Annotated in this window: 11 protein-coding genes; 3 read left to right on the top strand and 8 right to left on the bottom strand. The window is 56.3% G+C overall.

Annotation, left to right across the window (positions count from 1 at the left end):
* Positions 1 to 3: 3 nt before the first annotated feature.
* The 7 genes from upp to ACR0JR_RS20225 form a co-directional block, all read right to left on the bottom strand.
* A complete protein-coding gene (upp, locus tag ACR0JR_RS20255) occupies positions 4 to 636 on the bottom strand; it encodes a uracil phosphoribosyltransferase (RefSeq protein ID WP_010438870.1) in 633 nt (210 codons plus the stop codon).
* Positions 633 to 1,619 (bottom strand): adenosine deaminase, encoded by a 987-nt coding sequence (locus ACR0JR_RS20250; RefSeq protein ID WP_319546773.1) that lies wholly within the window; start codon positions 1,617 to 1,619, stop codon positions 633 to 635. The genes upp and ACR0JR_RS20250 overlap by 4 nt, the downstream gene beginning before the upstream one ends.
* The gene (locus ACR0JR_RS20245; protein WP_319546772.1) at positions 1,616 to 2,827 is read right to left on the bottom strand and encodes a phosphopentomutase; all 1,212 of its coding nucleotides are present in this window, start codon (positions 2,825 to 2,827) and stop codon (positions 1,616 to 1,618) included. The genes ACR0JR_RS20250 and ACR0JR_RS20245 overlap by 4 nt, the downstream gene beginning before the upstream one ends.
* Positions 2,824 to 4,131 (bottom strand): thymidine phosphorylase, encoded by a 1,308-nt coding sequence (locus tag ACR0JR_RS20240; RefSeq protein WP_480457838.1) that lies wholly within the window; start codon positions 4,129 to 4,131, stop codon positions 2,824 to 2,826. Before ACR0JR_RS20240 ends, ACR0JR_RS20245 begins: the two co-directional genes overlap by 4 nt.
* A gap of 4 nt (positions 4,132 to 4,135) precedes the next feature.
* On the bottom strand, positions 4,136 to 4,528 hold the full coding sequence (locus tag ACR0JR_RS20235; protein WP_480457767.1) for a cytidine deaminase: 393 nt from the start codon (positions 4,526 to 4,528) through the stop codon (positions 4,136 to 4,138).
* Positions 4,529 to 4,625: 97 nt separating this feature from the next.
* Positions 4,626 to 5,729 carry a cupin domain-containing protein gene (locus tag ACR0JR_RS20230; RefSeq protein ID WP_170770100.1) on the bottom strand — a complete coding sequence of 368 codons (1,104 nt, stop codon included), beginning with the start codon at positions 5,727 to 5,729 and terminating at the stop codon, positions 4,626 to 4,628.
* On the bottom strand, positions 5,692 to 6,396 hold the full coding sequence (locus tag ACR0JR_RS20225) for a hypothetical protein (RefSeq protein ID WP_480457765.1): 705 nt from the start codon (positions 6,394 to 6,396) through the stop codon (positions 5,692 to 5,694). Before ACR0JR_RS20225 ends, ACR0JR_RS20230 begins: the two co-directional genes overlap by 38 nt.
* A gap of 196 nt (positions 6,397 to 6,592) precedes the next feature.
* Between ACR0JR_RS20225 and ACR0JR_RS20220 the strand changes: the two genes are divergently transcribed.
* The 3 genes from ACR0JR_RS20220 (at position 6,593) to ACR0JR_RS20210 (ending at position 12,658) form a co-directional block, all read left to right on the top strand.
* On the top strand, positions 6,593 to 8,866 hold the full coding sequence (locus ACR0JR_RS20220) for an NADP-dependent malic enzyme (RefSeq protein ID WP_480457763.1): 2,274 nt from the start codon (positions 6,593 to 6,595) through the stop codon (positions 8,864 to 8,866).
* 287 nt (positions 8,867 to 9,153) lie between these two features.
* Entirely contained in the window at positions 9,154 to 11,043 is a 1,890-nt protein-coding gene (prpE, locus tag ACR0JR_RS20215; RefSeq protein WP_480457761.1) for a propionate-CoA ligase PrpE, read from the top strand.
* A gap of 181 nt (positions 11,044 to 11,224) precedes the next feature.
* Positions 11,225 to 12,658: an amidase family protein gene (locus ACR0JR_RS20210; protein ID WP_480457759.1), complete on the top strand. Its 1,434-nt coding sequence runs from the start codon at positions 11,225 to 11,227 to the stop codon at positions 12,656 to 12,658.
* Between the two features lie 280 nt (positions 12,659 to 12,938).
* Here the strand turns inward: ACR0JR_RS20210 and ACR0JR_RS20205 are convergent, their stop codons facing one another.
* The gene (locus ACR0JR_RS20205) at positions 12,939 to 13,700 is read right to left on the bottom strand and encodes an NAD kinase (protein WP_480457758.1); all 762 of its coding nucleotides are present in this window, start codon (positions 13,698 to 13,700) and stop codon (positions 12,939 to 12,941) included.
* Positions 13,701 to 13,983 lie beyond the last annotated feature (283 nt).

Raw genomic sequence — 13,983 nt, 5'->3', positions numbered from 1 at the left:
CGCCTATTTGGTGCCGAACATCCGATCCCCGGCATCGCCCAGGCCCGGCATGATGTAGCCCTTGGAGTTCAACTCACGATCCAGCGCCGCAGTCACGATTTTGACATCCGGATGCGCCTCTTTCATGCGAGCCACGCCTTCGGGTGCAGCCAGAAGACAAAGGAAACGGATATCTGCGGCCCCCTGCTCTTTCAGCAGATCGATCGCTGCGGCAGAGCTGTTGCCAGTTGCCAGCATCGGATCAACAGCAATGACCAGACGGTCCTTCAGCCCTTCGGGGGCTTTGAAATAATACTGTACAGGTTTAAGCGTCTCTTCATCGCGATAGAGACCCACAAAGCCGACCCGCGCCGAGGGGATCAGCTCCAACACCCCGTCCAGCATCCCGTTTCCGGCCCTCAGGATCGAAACCAACGCAAGCTTCTTGCCCGCCAATATGGGTGCGTCCATCTCTTCCATCGGGGTTTCGATGTGGCGCGTCGTCAGCGACATCTCGCGGGTGACCTCATAGGCCAACAGCAACGTGATCTCGCGCAACAACTGCCGGAACACGGCGGTCGAGGTGCCCTTGTCCCGCATGAGCGTCAGTTTATGCTGCACCAACGGGTGGTCGACGACGGTCAGGTGATCGCTCATGATGTCTCCAGTCTTTTCTTGACCCGTGCGCGGGTCTCTTCATCACAAAAGGCCGCATTAAGGGCCGTTACATTAAGGGCGGCAAAATCTTCGGCTTGCCAGCCGAATGCTGCACCCAACATCTCATATTCGCGCCGCATCGTGGTATGGAAAAACGGTGGATCGTCAGTAGACACGGTCACTTTGACACCTGCATCGCGCAGTTTCGCAATGGGATGCGCCGCGAAATCGGGGAATAGGCCAAGAACCACGTTCGAGCCCGGACACACTTCCAACGTGATATCTCGGTCGATCAGTTCATGCACAAGGTCCGGGTCTTCGATGGCACGGACACCATGGCCCACACGCTCGACCCCCAAATCGCGAATTGCGTCCCGCACACTATCGGGACCCCCAAATTCACCGGCATGTGTGGTCAACTGCAGCCCTGCCTCGCGCGCGCACTCAAAGGACCATTTGAAATCACCCTGCGTTCCGACGGATTCATTGCCGCCCATGCCAAATCCGGTGATCCAGTTCCCAGCAGTTTCGGCCGCACAATGTGCACTGCGCTTGGCTTGCTCGGGTCCGAAATGGCGCACACAGGTCACGACACCGCGCAGCGTAACCCCGAATTTGCGCTCGGCCTCATCAGCGGCATCCTGGATCGCGGTCAAATAGTCCTTCCATGCATGCAAATCTCCTCCGCCGCAAAAATCGGGGCTAAGGAAAGTTTCAGAATACACCACCCCGTTGGCTGCGCTCTCTTCGAGAATGGCCAACGTCAATCGGCGAAAATCCTCTGGCGATTTCAGAACCTCGCAGGCAGCCTCGTAGACACTGAGGAAATGTGCAAAGTCGCGAAAATCATACGAGCCATCGGGTTTGAAAATCCCGCTTAGATCCACGCGCTTTTCATGGGCCAACTGGCGAATAAAGGCGGGGGGCGCTGCACCTTCGTGGTGCAGGTGAAGTTCGATCTTGGGTTGGTCAGCCGCTGTCATAGAAAACTCCGCCCCGGTCCTTGCGCCGGGATATTCAGGTGATGCGCGATACTGGCAGCGACATCGGCAAAGTTGATCCGGCCGATTTCACCTGTGCCATGTCCGGCAATCAATACCGGCACTTGTTCGCGCGTGTGATCGGTTCCGATCCAGCTGGGATCATTGCCATGATCGGCGGTTAGCAGCATCAGGTCGTCGGGGAGCAATTTTTGAAGGATGGCACCCAACTCGCGGTCAAACCACTCCAACGCGCGGGCATAGCCGCTGATATCCCTACGGTGGCCATAGATGCTGTCGAACTCGACGAAGTTGGCAAATGTCAGGCTGCCGTCTTCGGCCTCATCCACCAGATCAGAAAGGTGGGCCATCAGTTCGGCATCCGAACCTTTGCGCAACGAGTCGATCCCCTGCATCGAGAAGATGTCGCCGATCTTGCCAACTGCATACACGTGCCGACCCGCGTCCTGCGCCCAGTTTGTCAGCACCGGGCTTGGGGGTACGATGGCAAAATCCTTGCGGTTGGTGGTGCGGGTAAATCCAGTTTCCGGTGTTCCGATGAATGGCCGAGCTATCACACGGCCAACTTTCATTTCGTGAAGCTGCGGCGCAAGCACCTTGCACAGATCCAGCAAACGGTCGAGGCCAAAGCTCTCCTCATGTGCGGCAATCTGGAACACACTGTCGGCAGATGTATAGCAGATCGGCCAGCCGGTTCGCATATGCTCAGCCCCCAATTCAGCGATGATCGCCGTGCCAGAAGCGTGGCAATCGCCCAGAATGCCAACGGTACCTGCAGCCTGCGCCGCTGCCCGGCTCAGCTCGGCGGGAAAGGCAGGTGTCGTATCCGGGAAATAGTGCCAGTCCCACGGCACCGGAACGCCTGCCAATTCCCAATGGCCAGAGGGCGTGTCCTTGCCCGGTGAATACTCTCGCGCGCATCCCCAGAGACCTGTTGGTTTGGCTTCTAACCCCGGCGTGACATCATTTGAGGCCAGTCGCGTTGCAGCGCCCAGTCCCAGAGCGTCGAGATTTGGCAAATGCAATGGGCCGGAGCGTCCTTCTTCTGCGCGCCCTTCGGCACAGGCCTGCGCAATATGAGCCACCGTGTTTGCACCCGTATCGGGCGTGGTGCCGTTGTAGAACTGATTGGCATCTGGCGCGCCGCCGATACCAACCGAATCCATAACAACAAGGAAAGCGCGGCTCATGCGCTGATCCTTTCGTGTACATGCGGAGGTTGTTCTACTGGCGCATCGCTAAGCTTTACGGCATTCAATACCGCCTCGGACGCAAGTCGCGCTGCATCTTCTCGGGCTGCGTGGACCACGGCCAATGGCGCGCCCTTTTGGACGTGCTGACCCAACCGCAAGATACCTGACAATCCGACCGCCGGGTCAATCTCATCACTCTCAACCTGGCGTCCACCACCCAGGGCAACCACCGCCAGCCCCAGTGCCTCACCATCTATCGCAGAGATGTAGCCATCGCGGGGCGCAGGCACCTCTTGGATCACGTTTGCTTCGGGCAGGAATCGCGCCCAGGTATCGACGAATTGCACAGGTCCTCCGACAGCGGCCATCATGCGGCCAAACCGTTCGGCGGCGCGCCCGTCACGTATTACTTCTGCGATCCGCGCCCGGCCCTCTTCAACCGATGCGCACATGCCCGCATCTGCCATCAACACGCCACCCAGTTCAGCAGAAATATCGGCCAAGGGTGAGGTTTGCCCACTGGTCATGACTTTCATCACTTCGGCAACTTCCAGCGCGTTGCCAAGTGCTGGCGCAAGCGGTTGATTCATGTCGGTGATCACCGCTGAGGTCCGGCACCCCGCAGTATTTGCCGTTTCGGTCAGCGCCCGAGCAAGCTTGCGCGCCTCATCCAGCGTCTTCATGAACGCCCCGCTGCCCACCTTGACATCCAGCACCAGCGCATCCGGGCTGGCGGCCAGCTTCTTTGACAGGATCGACGCAGTGATCAGATCAAGGCTTTCCACCGTCGCCGTCACATCGCGGATCGCGTACAGCCGTTTATCCGCCGGTGCGATCTGCCCCGTAGCGCCGACAATCGCAGCGCCGGTCTCATTCAGTATCTGCGCCAGCCTTGTCTGGCCGATCTGTGTTGTCACGCCGGGGATTGCTTCGAGTTTGTCCAAAGTGCCGCCGGTGTGGCCCAGCCCCCTGCCCGAGATCATTGGTACATAGGCCCCGCATTCGGCCAGGGCCGGTGCGAGAACCAGGCTGACGCAATCCCCGACTCCACCAGTCGAGTGTTTGTCGATCACCGGGCCATCAACGTCCCAGTTCAGCACCTCACCGCTGTCACGCATTGCAACCGTCAAATCTGCCCTGCCCTGAGCCCCCAGCCCACCCATGCAGACCGCCATGGCAAAGGCTCCCGCCTGCGCGTCACTTACACCACCATCAGCCAACCCCTGTGCGAACCACTGCAATTCGGCTGATGTCGGTATCTCGTTACGGCGAAGCTTGGCGATAATCGAACGCGCATCCATCTGATCAGGTGTCCCCCATATGCGCGGCACCAAATGCACCCGGCAACAGATCAGCTATTGTGGTTTTGGATTCCAGACCATCGGCAGTCGCCATAGTGACCACCACATCGCCTTTTCCGAATTCAGCCAGTTTCTGACGGCATCCGCCGCAGGGTGGCACCGGATGCGGACTGCTGGCAACCACGTAAACTTCGGTCAGTTCTTTGTCGCCTGCGGCGATCATCGCGGCGATCGCCCCGGCCTCGGCACAGGTGCCTTCCGGGTAGGCTACGTTTTCGACATTACAGCCGGTGTAAACCGCTCCTGAACCTGCCCGGATCGCCGCCCCGACCTTGAAATTCGAATAAGGCGCGTGCGCATTTTCACGAACAGCCAAAGCAGCATCTTTCAAAGACATGACGATTCCCAATTTTTGATCACTTGGTCAGAATGTCATACCCTAAATGAAAGCGCCGGGGAATTTGAAGCCCCCGAGCGCGGATAATCACAAGCATTTAGCCCAGAGTCGTGTTGAATGTGCCGGGCAGCGTTACTTCCAACAATTCGACATCGTCAGTTGGATCAGACAAACGAGTTCTCATGCCAGGTGGAATGACGAAGGCGTCGCCCTGTTCCAGCCGATAGGGTTCGCGCCCCTCACCCTCAAGTGTGACCTCGCCATCCATCACAAAGGTAAAGTGGATATCAGTATCGTGGCTGGCCCACTTTGGCTGACCTTGCCCGCGACGGACGACCTGCACACCCGCGACACCCTTGGTGTTTTCGGCAATGGTTGTGTCGCGACAGACATATCCGGGCAGACGGAAAGGTATCCACTCCGCGTCTTTGGCCTGATTATAAACAAACCGTTGGCCCTGCCATTCCCGGTCCGGTCGGAAGTGTGGTGTTGGCAGGTCCATCTCGTGGTCGATCTCGGTCACATGTTCAGCCGGTACACCAATCTCGATCACCTGCACGTTGTCCGATGCCTCAAGCACTCGGTGACGGATTTCGGGCGGTTGAATAAAGCAATCACCCGCTGTCAGACGCATTTTCTCACCCTGATCCTCGTAAACCACATCCACCCAACCGTGGATGCAGAAGATAAGCTGAAACCCAACCTTGTGAAAATGCACCATGTCCGGCACCGGGCCGCCATCGGGAATGCGGATATGACTGGCGATGATCGAACCGCCCAACCTGTCAGGCACCAGATCGCGATAGTGCATTCCTGCCCGCCCAATGATCCAAGGCGCCTGATCTTTGAGGCGGCGAACAACAAATGAATGAACCGTTTCCGGCATAACCAGCGGTGGATCCAGTTCCTCTATTTCGATCCGGGTGCCATTTGGTGCGACAAGACTGCGCTGGCCGTCAGCGAACCTGTCGGGGTCAGACGTCAAAATACGCAAGGTCCCAGGAGACTCGGGTGCGTCTTTCTCGATCCGCAAACGTAAACCATGTCCGGAAAACACAGCGGTATTTGGATCGTCGGCTGGATAGATCATGTCCATCCGCATCCCCAGCACCTTGGTATAGAACGGAATATCGTTGCGGAGTTCCTGCGTCGGCAGGCGGATTTCAGCGCGCGTCTGGAAGTCTTTCGGATCGCTTGTCATTCTGTATCTCTTCGGATCTGATTTTTGGCCATCCGATCAGAACAGCGGCCAAAATGCCAATTGAAAAGTACATTTCAAGCGTTTCTTCCAGCACGAACAGGCGTGTAGCCATCGTGACCGAAAGGCCTTCCGAGAAAAATCCACTGACTTCTTCGAGTATCTGCGCCAGTACCGCAACACTTCCGGCTAGGACAAATACCGTCAGAAATGGTGCGCGGATCTTAAGTGCCCGTACTCCGTTTGGTATCCCGTGCCAAAGCAAACCACCAATGACAATCACGCCCAAAGCGATCCGGACTGTGGTCGCATCAAGCAGTAAATCCAGCCATTCTAGCACGACGAAAAGTACGCTGCCTTCGGTGTAGACCTCTGCTTCCAGCTCGCGCTCGGCCAACAGTAGGCAGACAAGTGCAATATATAAGCGCGAGAGGCCTGGAAAACGCACCAGCGCGACCAGCCCGGCAGTCAGCAACGCAGTGGCTGAAATTGTCTCGATCAAGCCGCCCTCTTGGTTGAATGCTGCGGCCTGCAAAGGCCAGATCATGATCACGCAAAGCAGAACAACAGCCAAAGAAAGCGAACCGACCAAGGCACCCCCTTTGGTGCCAAGCCTGTCAAAAGCGGTGGCCATTTGCGCGTCAGCACAAGCTTTGTTTTTATTGCGCATGATCAGATCCATCGCTTCTGAGGCCCGATAGATTGTCGGGAATTGACTGTACATAGAAGCAAAGCATCAAATCTCAACCAGCGACTCCTTAACGTATCCGTGAGACCTTATTTCGACAGCAATCCGAGGCGACATAGCCAAGCGTTGAGAAATGGTTTAACCATCAAACGAATATTGGAACGGAGTTGAATTGCCGATGTCTGACACACCGAACCTGCGACAGGCTGCGCTTGAATATCATGCCCATCCAAAGCCCGGAAAGCTTGAGATCAAGGCCACGAAGCCGATGGCAAACGGCCGGGACCTTGCACGCGCCTATTCGCCAGGTGTGGCCGAAGCCAGCCTCGAGATCAAAAGCGACGCAGCCAATGCCGAAAAATATACTGCGCGCGGCAATCTGGTGGCGGTTGTTTCGAACGGCACTGCGGTTCTGGGGCTCGGCGACATCGGTGCTCTGGCATCAAAGCCGGTGATGGAAGGCAAAGCGGTCCTATTCAAAAAATTCGCTGGCATCGACTGTTTTGACATCGAGGTGGATCAGCCTGACCCCGAAAAACTGGCAGATATCGTCTGCGCGCTGGAACCGACTTTTGGCGCGATCAACCTTGAAGACATCAAGGCACCGGATTGTTTCATCGTTGAAAAACTGTGCCGAGAGCGGATGAATATCCCCGTCTTTCACGACGACCAGCACGGCACCGCGATCGTTGTTGGGGCCGCTGCCAAGAACGCCCTGCATGTGGCAGGCAAGAAGTTTGAGGATATCAAAGTTGTCTCAACCGGTGGTGGCGCCGCAGGGATCGCCTGCCTCAGCATGTTGGTGAAGCTTGGGGCGAAACGCGAGAATATCTGGCTGTGCGACATTCACGGTCTGGTCTATGAGGGCCGCGCCGAGGATATGAACCCGCACAAGGATCAGTTTGCCCAAAAAACCGATCTGCGCACTCTGGATGATGTGATCCCGGATGCCGATCTGTTCCTGGGGCTGAGTGGACCGAACGTGTTGAAGCCCGAGATGGTTGAAAAGATGGCCAAAACCCCGATCATCTTTGCATTGGCCAACCCAACTCCGGAAATCCTGCCACAAGCGGCACGCGAAGTTGCGCCAGATGCGATCATTGCAACCGGCCGCAGCGATTTCCCGAACCAGGTGAACAATGTCTTATGTTTCCCGTTCATATTCCGGGGTGCCTTGGATGTTGGTGCGACTGAAATCAATGACGAGATGCAAATCGCCTGCGTCGACGGAATTGCCGACATGGCCCGTGCGACAACCAGCGCTGAAGCTGCGGCAGCCTACAAGGGTGAGCAGTTGACCTTTGGGCCGGATTATCTGATCCCCAAACCTTTCGACCCGCGCCTCGTCGGAGTCGTTTCGTCATCTGTTGCGCAAGCAGCCATGAAAAGTGGGGTCGCAAAACGGCCCATTGATGACCTCGAAGCCTATAAAGAACGGCTGAATCAGACTGTGTTCAAATCGGCTCTTCTGATGCGGCCAGTATTTGAAGCCGCAGCAGTTGCTTCCCGGCGGATCGTTTTTGCGGAAGGCGAGGACGAGCGGGTATTGCGTGCAGCTCAGGCTATTTTGGAAGAAACCACAGAAACCCCGATCCTGATTGGTCGCCCGGACGTAATCGACGCGCGATGCGAACGACTGGGGCTGACAGTTCGTCCTGGGCAGGATTTCCAGATCGTGAACCCGCAGGACGATCCGCGCTACTACGACTACTGGAACTCATATCACCAGATCATGCAGCGTCGGGGGGTCACTCCGGACCTCGCAAAAGCCATCATGCGCACCAACAATACTGCAATTGCTGCGATCATGGTGCATCGCGGCGAGGCTGACAGCATGATCTGCGGTACATTCGGCGAATACCGCTGGCATCTCAATTATGTTGAGCAAGTTCTGGATGATGGCGATTTACGCCCGCACGGCGCGCTGTCACTTATGATTCTGGAAGACGGCCCCCTATTCATCGCCGACACGCATGTACGGCAATTGCCAACCCCCGAGGAACTGGCCGAAACGACCATCGGCGCAGCTCGACACGTACGGCGGTTCGGACTGGAGCCGAAGATTGCATTCTGTTCGCAATCGCAATTCGGCAATCAGGCAGAGGGATCGGGCAAGCGCCTTCGGGCGGGCCTTGAAATCCTCGATTCTGAGCCGCGCGATTTCAGCTATGAGGGCGAGATGAACTTGGACCTGGCCCTTGATCCTGAATTGCGTGCACGTATTTTCCCGAACTCGCGTATGGAAGGCGCTGCGAATGTCCTAATTTTCGCACACGCGGATGCAGCAAGCGGGGTGCGTAACATCCTCAAGATGAAAGCGGACGGGCTAGAGGTGGGACCGATCTTGATGGGGATGGGAAACAAAGCCCATATCGTAACGCCATCAATCACCGCCCGGGGGCTGTTGAACATGGCGGCCATCGCCGGAACGCCAGTGGCACATTACGGGTAAACTGGGCGCGGCGGTAAGAGGATATACACGACCGGGCTCCGGATCAGTTGCCCAAGTTGATTCTATTGGCACTGTCGCTTTTGCAGCGGTGAGTTTGCAGATTTGCAAAACCTTAGATGGATCAACTTGAAGGTCATAAATATCAGAGAATTTGCAAAACTTTGCAGTCCAATCTGAAAGGTTCTGCAAAGATTTTGCGATAAACTGACGCGCCGCATTCCGCGTCGCTTGCCCGAGACACCTTCGGCGCCTAACACAAAACGCGAGGAATTTGGGAGGAGGCCATCATGGCATATCAGGACGTCTACGAGAGCTGGAAGAACGACCCCGAAGCATTCTGGATGGATGCCGCAAAAGGGATCGACTGGGTTCAAGAGCCCAGCAAAGCTCTGTTCGACGACAATGCGCCTCACTATGAATGGTTCAGCGATGCCAAGGTAAATACGTGCTGGAACGCAGTCGACCGGCATGTGGAAAACGGTCGTGGCGAGCAGACCGCAATCATCTATGACAGTCCCATCACACATACCAAACGCGAAATCTCCTACGTCGAGCTGCGCAACAGGGTCGCTAATCTGGCCGGTGCGCTCCGCGCGAAAGGCGTTGAGAAAGGGGACCGGGTCATCATCTATATGCCGATGATCCCTGAAGCGTTGGAGGCCATGCTGGCCTGCGCCCGCCTTGGTGCGGTGCACTCGGTAGTGTTCGGCGGCTTTGCCAGCAACGAACTCGCGGTGCGTATTGATGATGCGAAACCCAAGGCGATCATCGCCGCCTCCTGCGGGATGGAGCCGGGTCGTGTCGTGCACTACAAACCGCTTTTGGATGGCGCGATCGATCTTGCCAGCCACAAGCCCGAGTTCTGCGTAATCTTCCAACGTGAACAGGAGGTTGCACAACTTATCGAAGGGCGCGATGTCAATTGGCACGGGTTCCAATACGGAACTGAACCTGCAGAATGTGTGCCTGTAAACGGCAACGATCCGGCGTATATCCTGTATACCTCGGGCACCACCGGAGCTCCAAAAGGTGTCGTGCGCCCGACTGCTGGCCATCTGGTCGCGCTGAATTGGACGATGAAGAACATCTACAACGTTGATCCAGGTGACGTATTCTGGGCAGCCTCAGATGTGGGCTGGGTCGTGGGGCATTCCTATATTTGCTACGCTCCGCTAATCCATGGCAATACGACCATTGTGTTCGAAGGCAAACCCGTTGGCACGCCAGACGCTGGCATCTTCTGGCGCGTGATCTCCGAACATAAGGTTAAAAGTTTTTTCACGGCCCCGACAGCCATTCGCGCCGTCAAACGCGAAGACCCCAATGGGGAGTTGATGTCGAAATACGACCTCTCCCACCTGAAGGCGCTATATCTTGCGGGTGAGAGGGCCGACCCGGACACCATCATCTGGGCGCAGGATGCGTTGAATGTCCCGGTCATCGATCATTGGTGGCAAACCGAAACCGGATGGACAATCGCGGGTAATCCACTTGGTATCGAGGAACTTCCGATCAAATTGGGTTCACCTGCCAAGCCCATGCCAGGCTATGACGTTCAAATTCTGGACGAAGGTGGCCATCCCATGAAACCAGGTGAACTGGGAGCTATCGCGGTCAAGCTGCCATTGCCCCCAGGTACGCTGCCGACCCTCTGGAACGCCGAGGCGCGGTTCAAGAAGTCGTATCTGGAGCATTTCCCAGGTTACTACGAGACCGGTGACGCAGGCATGATCGACGAAGACGGTTATCTTTATATCATGGCGCGCACCGATGATGTCATCAACGTTGCTGGCCACCGTTTGTCGACTGGCGGAATGGAAGAAGTGCTGGCTGCGCACCCCGATGTGGCAGAATGTGCCGTGATTGGCGTGTCGGACCAACTAAAAGGGCAAATGCCGGTTGGATTCTTGTGCCTCAATGCCGGATCTGAACGGAACCACCAGGATGTGGTGGCGGATGTGGTCAAGATGGTCCGGGACAAAATCGGGCCTGTCGCTGCGTTTAAGAATGCGGTGGTGGTAGATCGCCTACCCAAGACGCGATCGGGCAAGATCCTGCGAGGCACGATGGTGTCGATTGCGGATGGCAATGAATACAAGATGCCTGCCACCATCGATGATCCAGTTATTCTGGACGAGATCAAATCGGCCCTGCAAACCATCGGTTACGCGCAGTAACTTTGCAATGGAATCCAACAGTGCACCAAAAAGGCGCACTTGATTTGCGCCAAAGCGCGAATGCGAAGCTCTGCCTCGCGCTCCGGGATATTTTCGGCCGAATGAAGGGTGGATCCGTTTTGTCTTACTGGGGCTTGTCATTGGTCCCGCCTCCCCTCAGGTTGAGGTGAGGAGGACGAGCATGACAAACGGCGAGATCTGGCGTCTGAGTGCGACCGAACTGACTGTTCTGACAAAAAAGGGCGATCTGAGCGCGGAGGAAGTCGTCAAGGATGCATTGGCGCGTATGCATCAAGTGAACCCCAAGTTGAATGCAGTTGTGGAAGATCTTGGTGCGGAGGCGATGGAGCGTGCATCCGCTCTTGACCGTGCCCGTCGTGATGGTGCTTTGGCTGGTCCCCTGCATGGTGTTCCGGTTACGATCAAGGTGAATGTAGATCAGAAAGATCACGCAACCACCAATGGCGTGGTAGCCCTGAAGGATGTCATTGCACCAGATGATGCTCCTGTGGTCTCAAACTTGCATAAAGCAGGTGCGATTGTCATCGGGCGGACCAATACCCCCGAATTTTCATTTCGTGCGGATACGGACAACCCGCTTCATGGGCGCACGCATAATCCCTGGGGCCGCCATATCTCACCCGGCGGATCGTCTGGTGGCGCCGGCGCGGCCGTTATGGCGGGAATAGGCGCTCTGGGTCATGGCAACGATATCGGTGGTAGCCTGCGTTTTCCCGCCGCAGCCAATGGTGCGGTGACGGTGAAGCCGGGGCTGTGCCGCGTACCCGCGTGGAACCCAAGCCAAAAGGCCGAGCGGGGAATGCTGGCGCAGTCGATGTCGGTTCAGGGGGTGATTACCCGAACGGCCGCAGATTTACACCTGTCTATGCCAAGCCTGATAGAATCAGACCTTCGGGATCCCTTTCATGTTCCTCTGCCCTGGCGCGGCAATATGCAAAACGGACCGATCAAGGTCGCCTTCACAAAAAACACGTTCGGCTACGCATTGCATCCAGAAGTAGACAAGGCGCTGGATGCGGCACGGGACGCCTTAATCGATGCCGGATATCTGGTTGAAGAGATTGATCCGCCAATTGTGTTCGAATGCGGCCGGTTGGGCTACCGCGCGCTGATGGGCGAGGTGCTGACCCTGATGAAAGGTGATATCGAAGCTGCCGGATCGCAAACCATCCGCGATATTTTTGAAGTTTATTTCCAAGAGTTTCCCCCGATTGTCGGAGACGATCTGATTCAGGCCCTTGCGCAGCGCAGCCACCATGCGCGCGAATGGTCATTGTTCCTGCAGGATTATCCGTTAGTCCTGTCTCCATTTCTGCCGCAGCCATTTTTCAAGCCTGATCGAGACACCGAAGGCGCGGAGGGTGTTCATGAGGTGCTGGGCTGTGCAGTATATTCTTATGCGATGAACTTTCTGGGATTGCCCGCTGCCAGCGTTCCCGCACGCCTTGCGGAATTGCCGAATGGCCCCCAACCGATCAACATTCAGATCGCTGCCCGGCGCTGGCGCGAAGATATGGCCGTAGATGCCGCAGCCGCCATCGAAGAGCGCGTCGGGCAGATGGCCCCGATTTTATGGGAGCAAATGAGCAATTAGGTCCAACTTGTGCCTATGTAGCAGCTTGCTACAAAAAATTGACCCCGGGGTTTTGTGCCCGGGGTCCGCATAATAAAATATGCCCGGATTTCAGAAGACGAGCGTAGCACCACCCACCCTCGCCAGCGCAAAAACTGCGCAATATTCGAAAACACCGTCAGATGGCCACTCACTTCCACCTTGGCGTGTTCTCCGGGCAAGTTGAAGTTAACAAACCATTATCGGTGTGCATGTGAACTGGTTCACACAAACGACAGGAAATTTATCAATTCGCTCACATTTATGTGAACTGCTCGGAAATCAGTCGCTCCTCCAATCCATGCCCCGGATCAAAAAGTATCCGGTGTTGGATGCTTGTTTCAGACCTAATTTCGACCCAGTCGATATCTGGAAAAGAGATTGAATCAGCCGCAACGATGACCGGGCGCTTGTCAGCATCGATCACGTCGAACTTGACTTTTGCCATTTTCGGCAGCAAAGCACCGCGCCACCTTCGCGGGCGAAATGCCGCGATGGGTGTCAGCGCCAACACGTCTGCGCCAATCGGAACAATAGGTCCATGCGCAGAGTAGTTATAAGCCGTTGAACCCGCAGGCGTGGCGAGTAATGCGCCATCACACACAAGCTCGGCCATGCGAACACGCCCATCCACACTAATCCTGAGTTGCGCTGCTTGCGGTCCTGCACGCAACAGCGACACCTCGTTGATCGCCAGCGCTTCGTGTTTTTGACCAGACTGATCCATCGCGGTCATTGCCAATGGGTTGACGACCTCTTCCTCTGCCTCGGCAAGCCGAGCCATCAGATCGGTCTCGGCATATTCGTTCATCAGAAACCCGATGGTCCCGCGGTTCATGCCGTAGACTGGTGTATTCAGATGCTGGATACCCTGCAGCGTTTGCAGCATGAAGCCATCCCCACCCAGCGCGACAACCACATCCGCATCCCTGGGTGCGGCATTTCCATAGCACGCCACAAGAGAGTCTCGGGCAGTTTGCGCCACTTTGGCATCGCTGGCCAGAAAGGCGATTCTCTTGGTCATGTTTTATGGTTTCCAGTGCTGCACATTTGGTTCCGAAACAAACATACCTTTCCGCAATAGGCCAGACTTGACGCCATAGCGGGCCAATTCGTCGCTTTACAGCCTTTCTGAATTCTATCGTTTCCGATAGGAAATCCGCCAGATAAACCCCAGCCCTGTGGAGCCATTATGAACGCCAATCTTCGTGATACCGGTTTCTTCACCCAATCCCTTTCCGATCGTGACCCCGAGCTATTTGGCTCGATCACATCCGAATTGGGCCGCCAGCGCGATGAAATCGAGC

The sequence above is a fragment of the Ruegeria sp. AA3 genome (assembly GCF_056542905.1).
This window is presented reverse-complemented; position numbering and strand designations above follow the sequence as displayed.

Coding starts and splice junctions, on each gene's coding strand:
- upp (WP_010438870.1), bottom strand. CDS start 636: ATGAGCGATCACCTGACCGTCGTCGACCACCCGTTGGTGCAGCATAAA.
- ACR0JR_RS20250 (WP_319546773.1), bottom strand. CDS start 1,619: ATGACAGCGGCTGACCAACCCAAGATCGAACTTCACCTGCACCACGAA.
- ACR0JR_RS20245 (WP_319546772.1), bottom strand. CDS start 2,827: ATGAGCCGCGCTTTCCTTGTTGTTATGGATTCGGTTGGTATCGGCGGC.
- ACR0JR_RS20240 (WP_480457838.1), bottom strand. CDS start 4,131: ATGGATGCGCGTTCGATTATCGCCAAGCTTCGCCGTAACGAGATACCG.
- ACR0JR_RS20235 (WP_480457767.1), bottom strand. CDS start 4,528: ATGTCTTTGAAAGATGCTGCTTTGGCTGTTCGTGAAAATGCGCACGCG.
- ACR0JR_RS20230 (WP_170770100.1), bottom strand. CDS start 5,729: ATGACAAGCGATCCGAAAGACTTCCAGACGCGCGCTGAAATCCGCCTG.
- ACR0JR_RS20225 (WP_480457765.1), bottom strand. CDS start 6,396: ATGCGCAATAAAAACAAAGCTTGTGCTGACGCGCAAATGGCCACCGCT.
- ACR0JR_RS20220 (WP_480457763.1), top strand. CDS start 6,593: ATGTCTGACACACCGAACCTGCGACAGGCTGCGCTTGAATATCATGCC.
- prpE (WP_480457761.1), top strand. CDS start 9,154: ATGGCATATCAGGACGTCTACGAGAGCTGGAAGAACGACCCCGAAGCA.
- ACR0JR_RS20210 (WP_480457759.1), top strand. CDS start 11,225: ATGACAAACGGCGAGATCTGGCGTCTGAGTGCGACCGAACTGACTGTT.
- ACR0JR_RS20205 (WP_480457758.1), bottom strand. CDS start 13,700: ATGACCAAGAGAATCGCCTTTCTGGCCAGCGATGCCAAAGTGGCGCAA.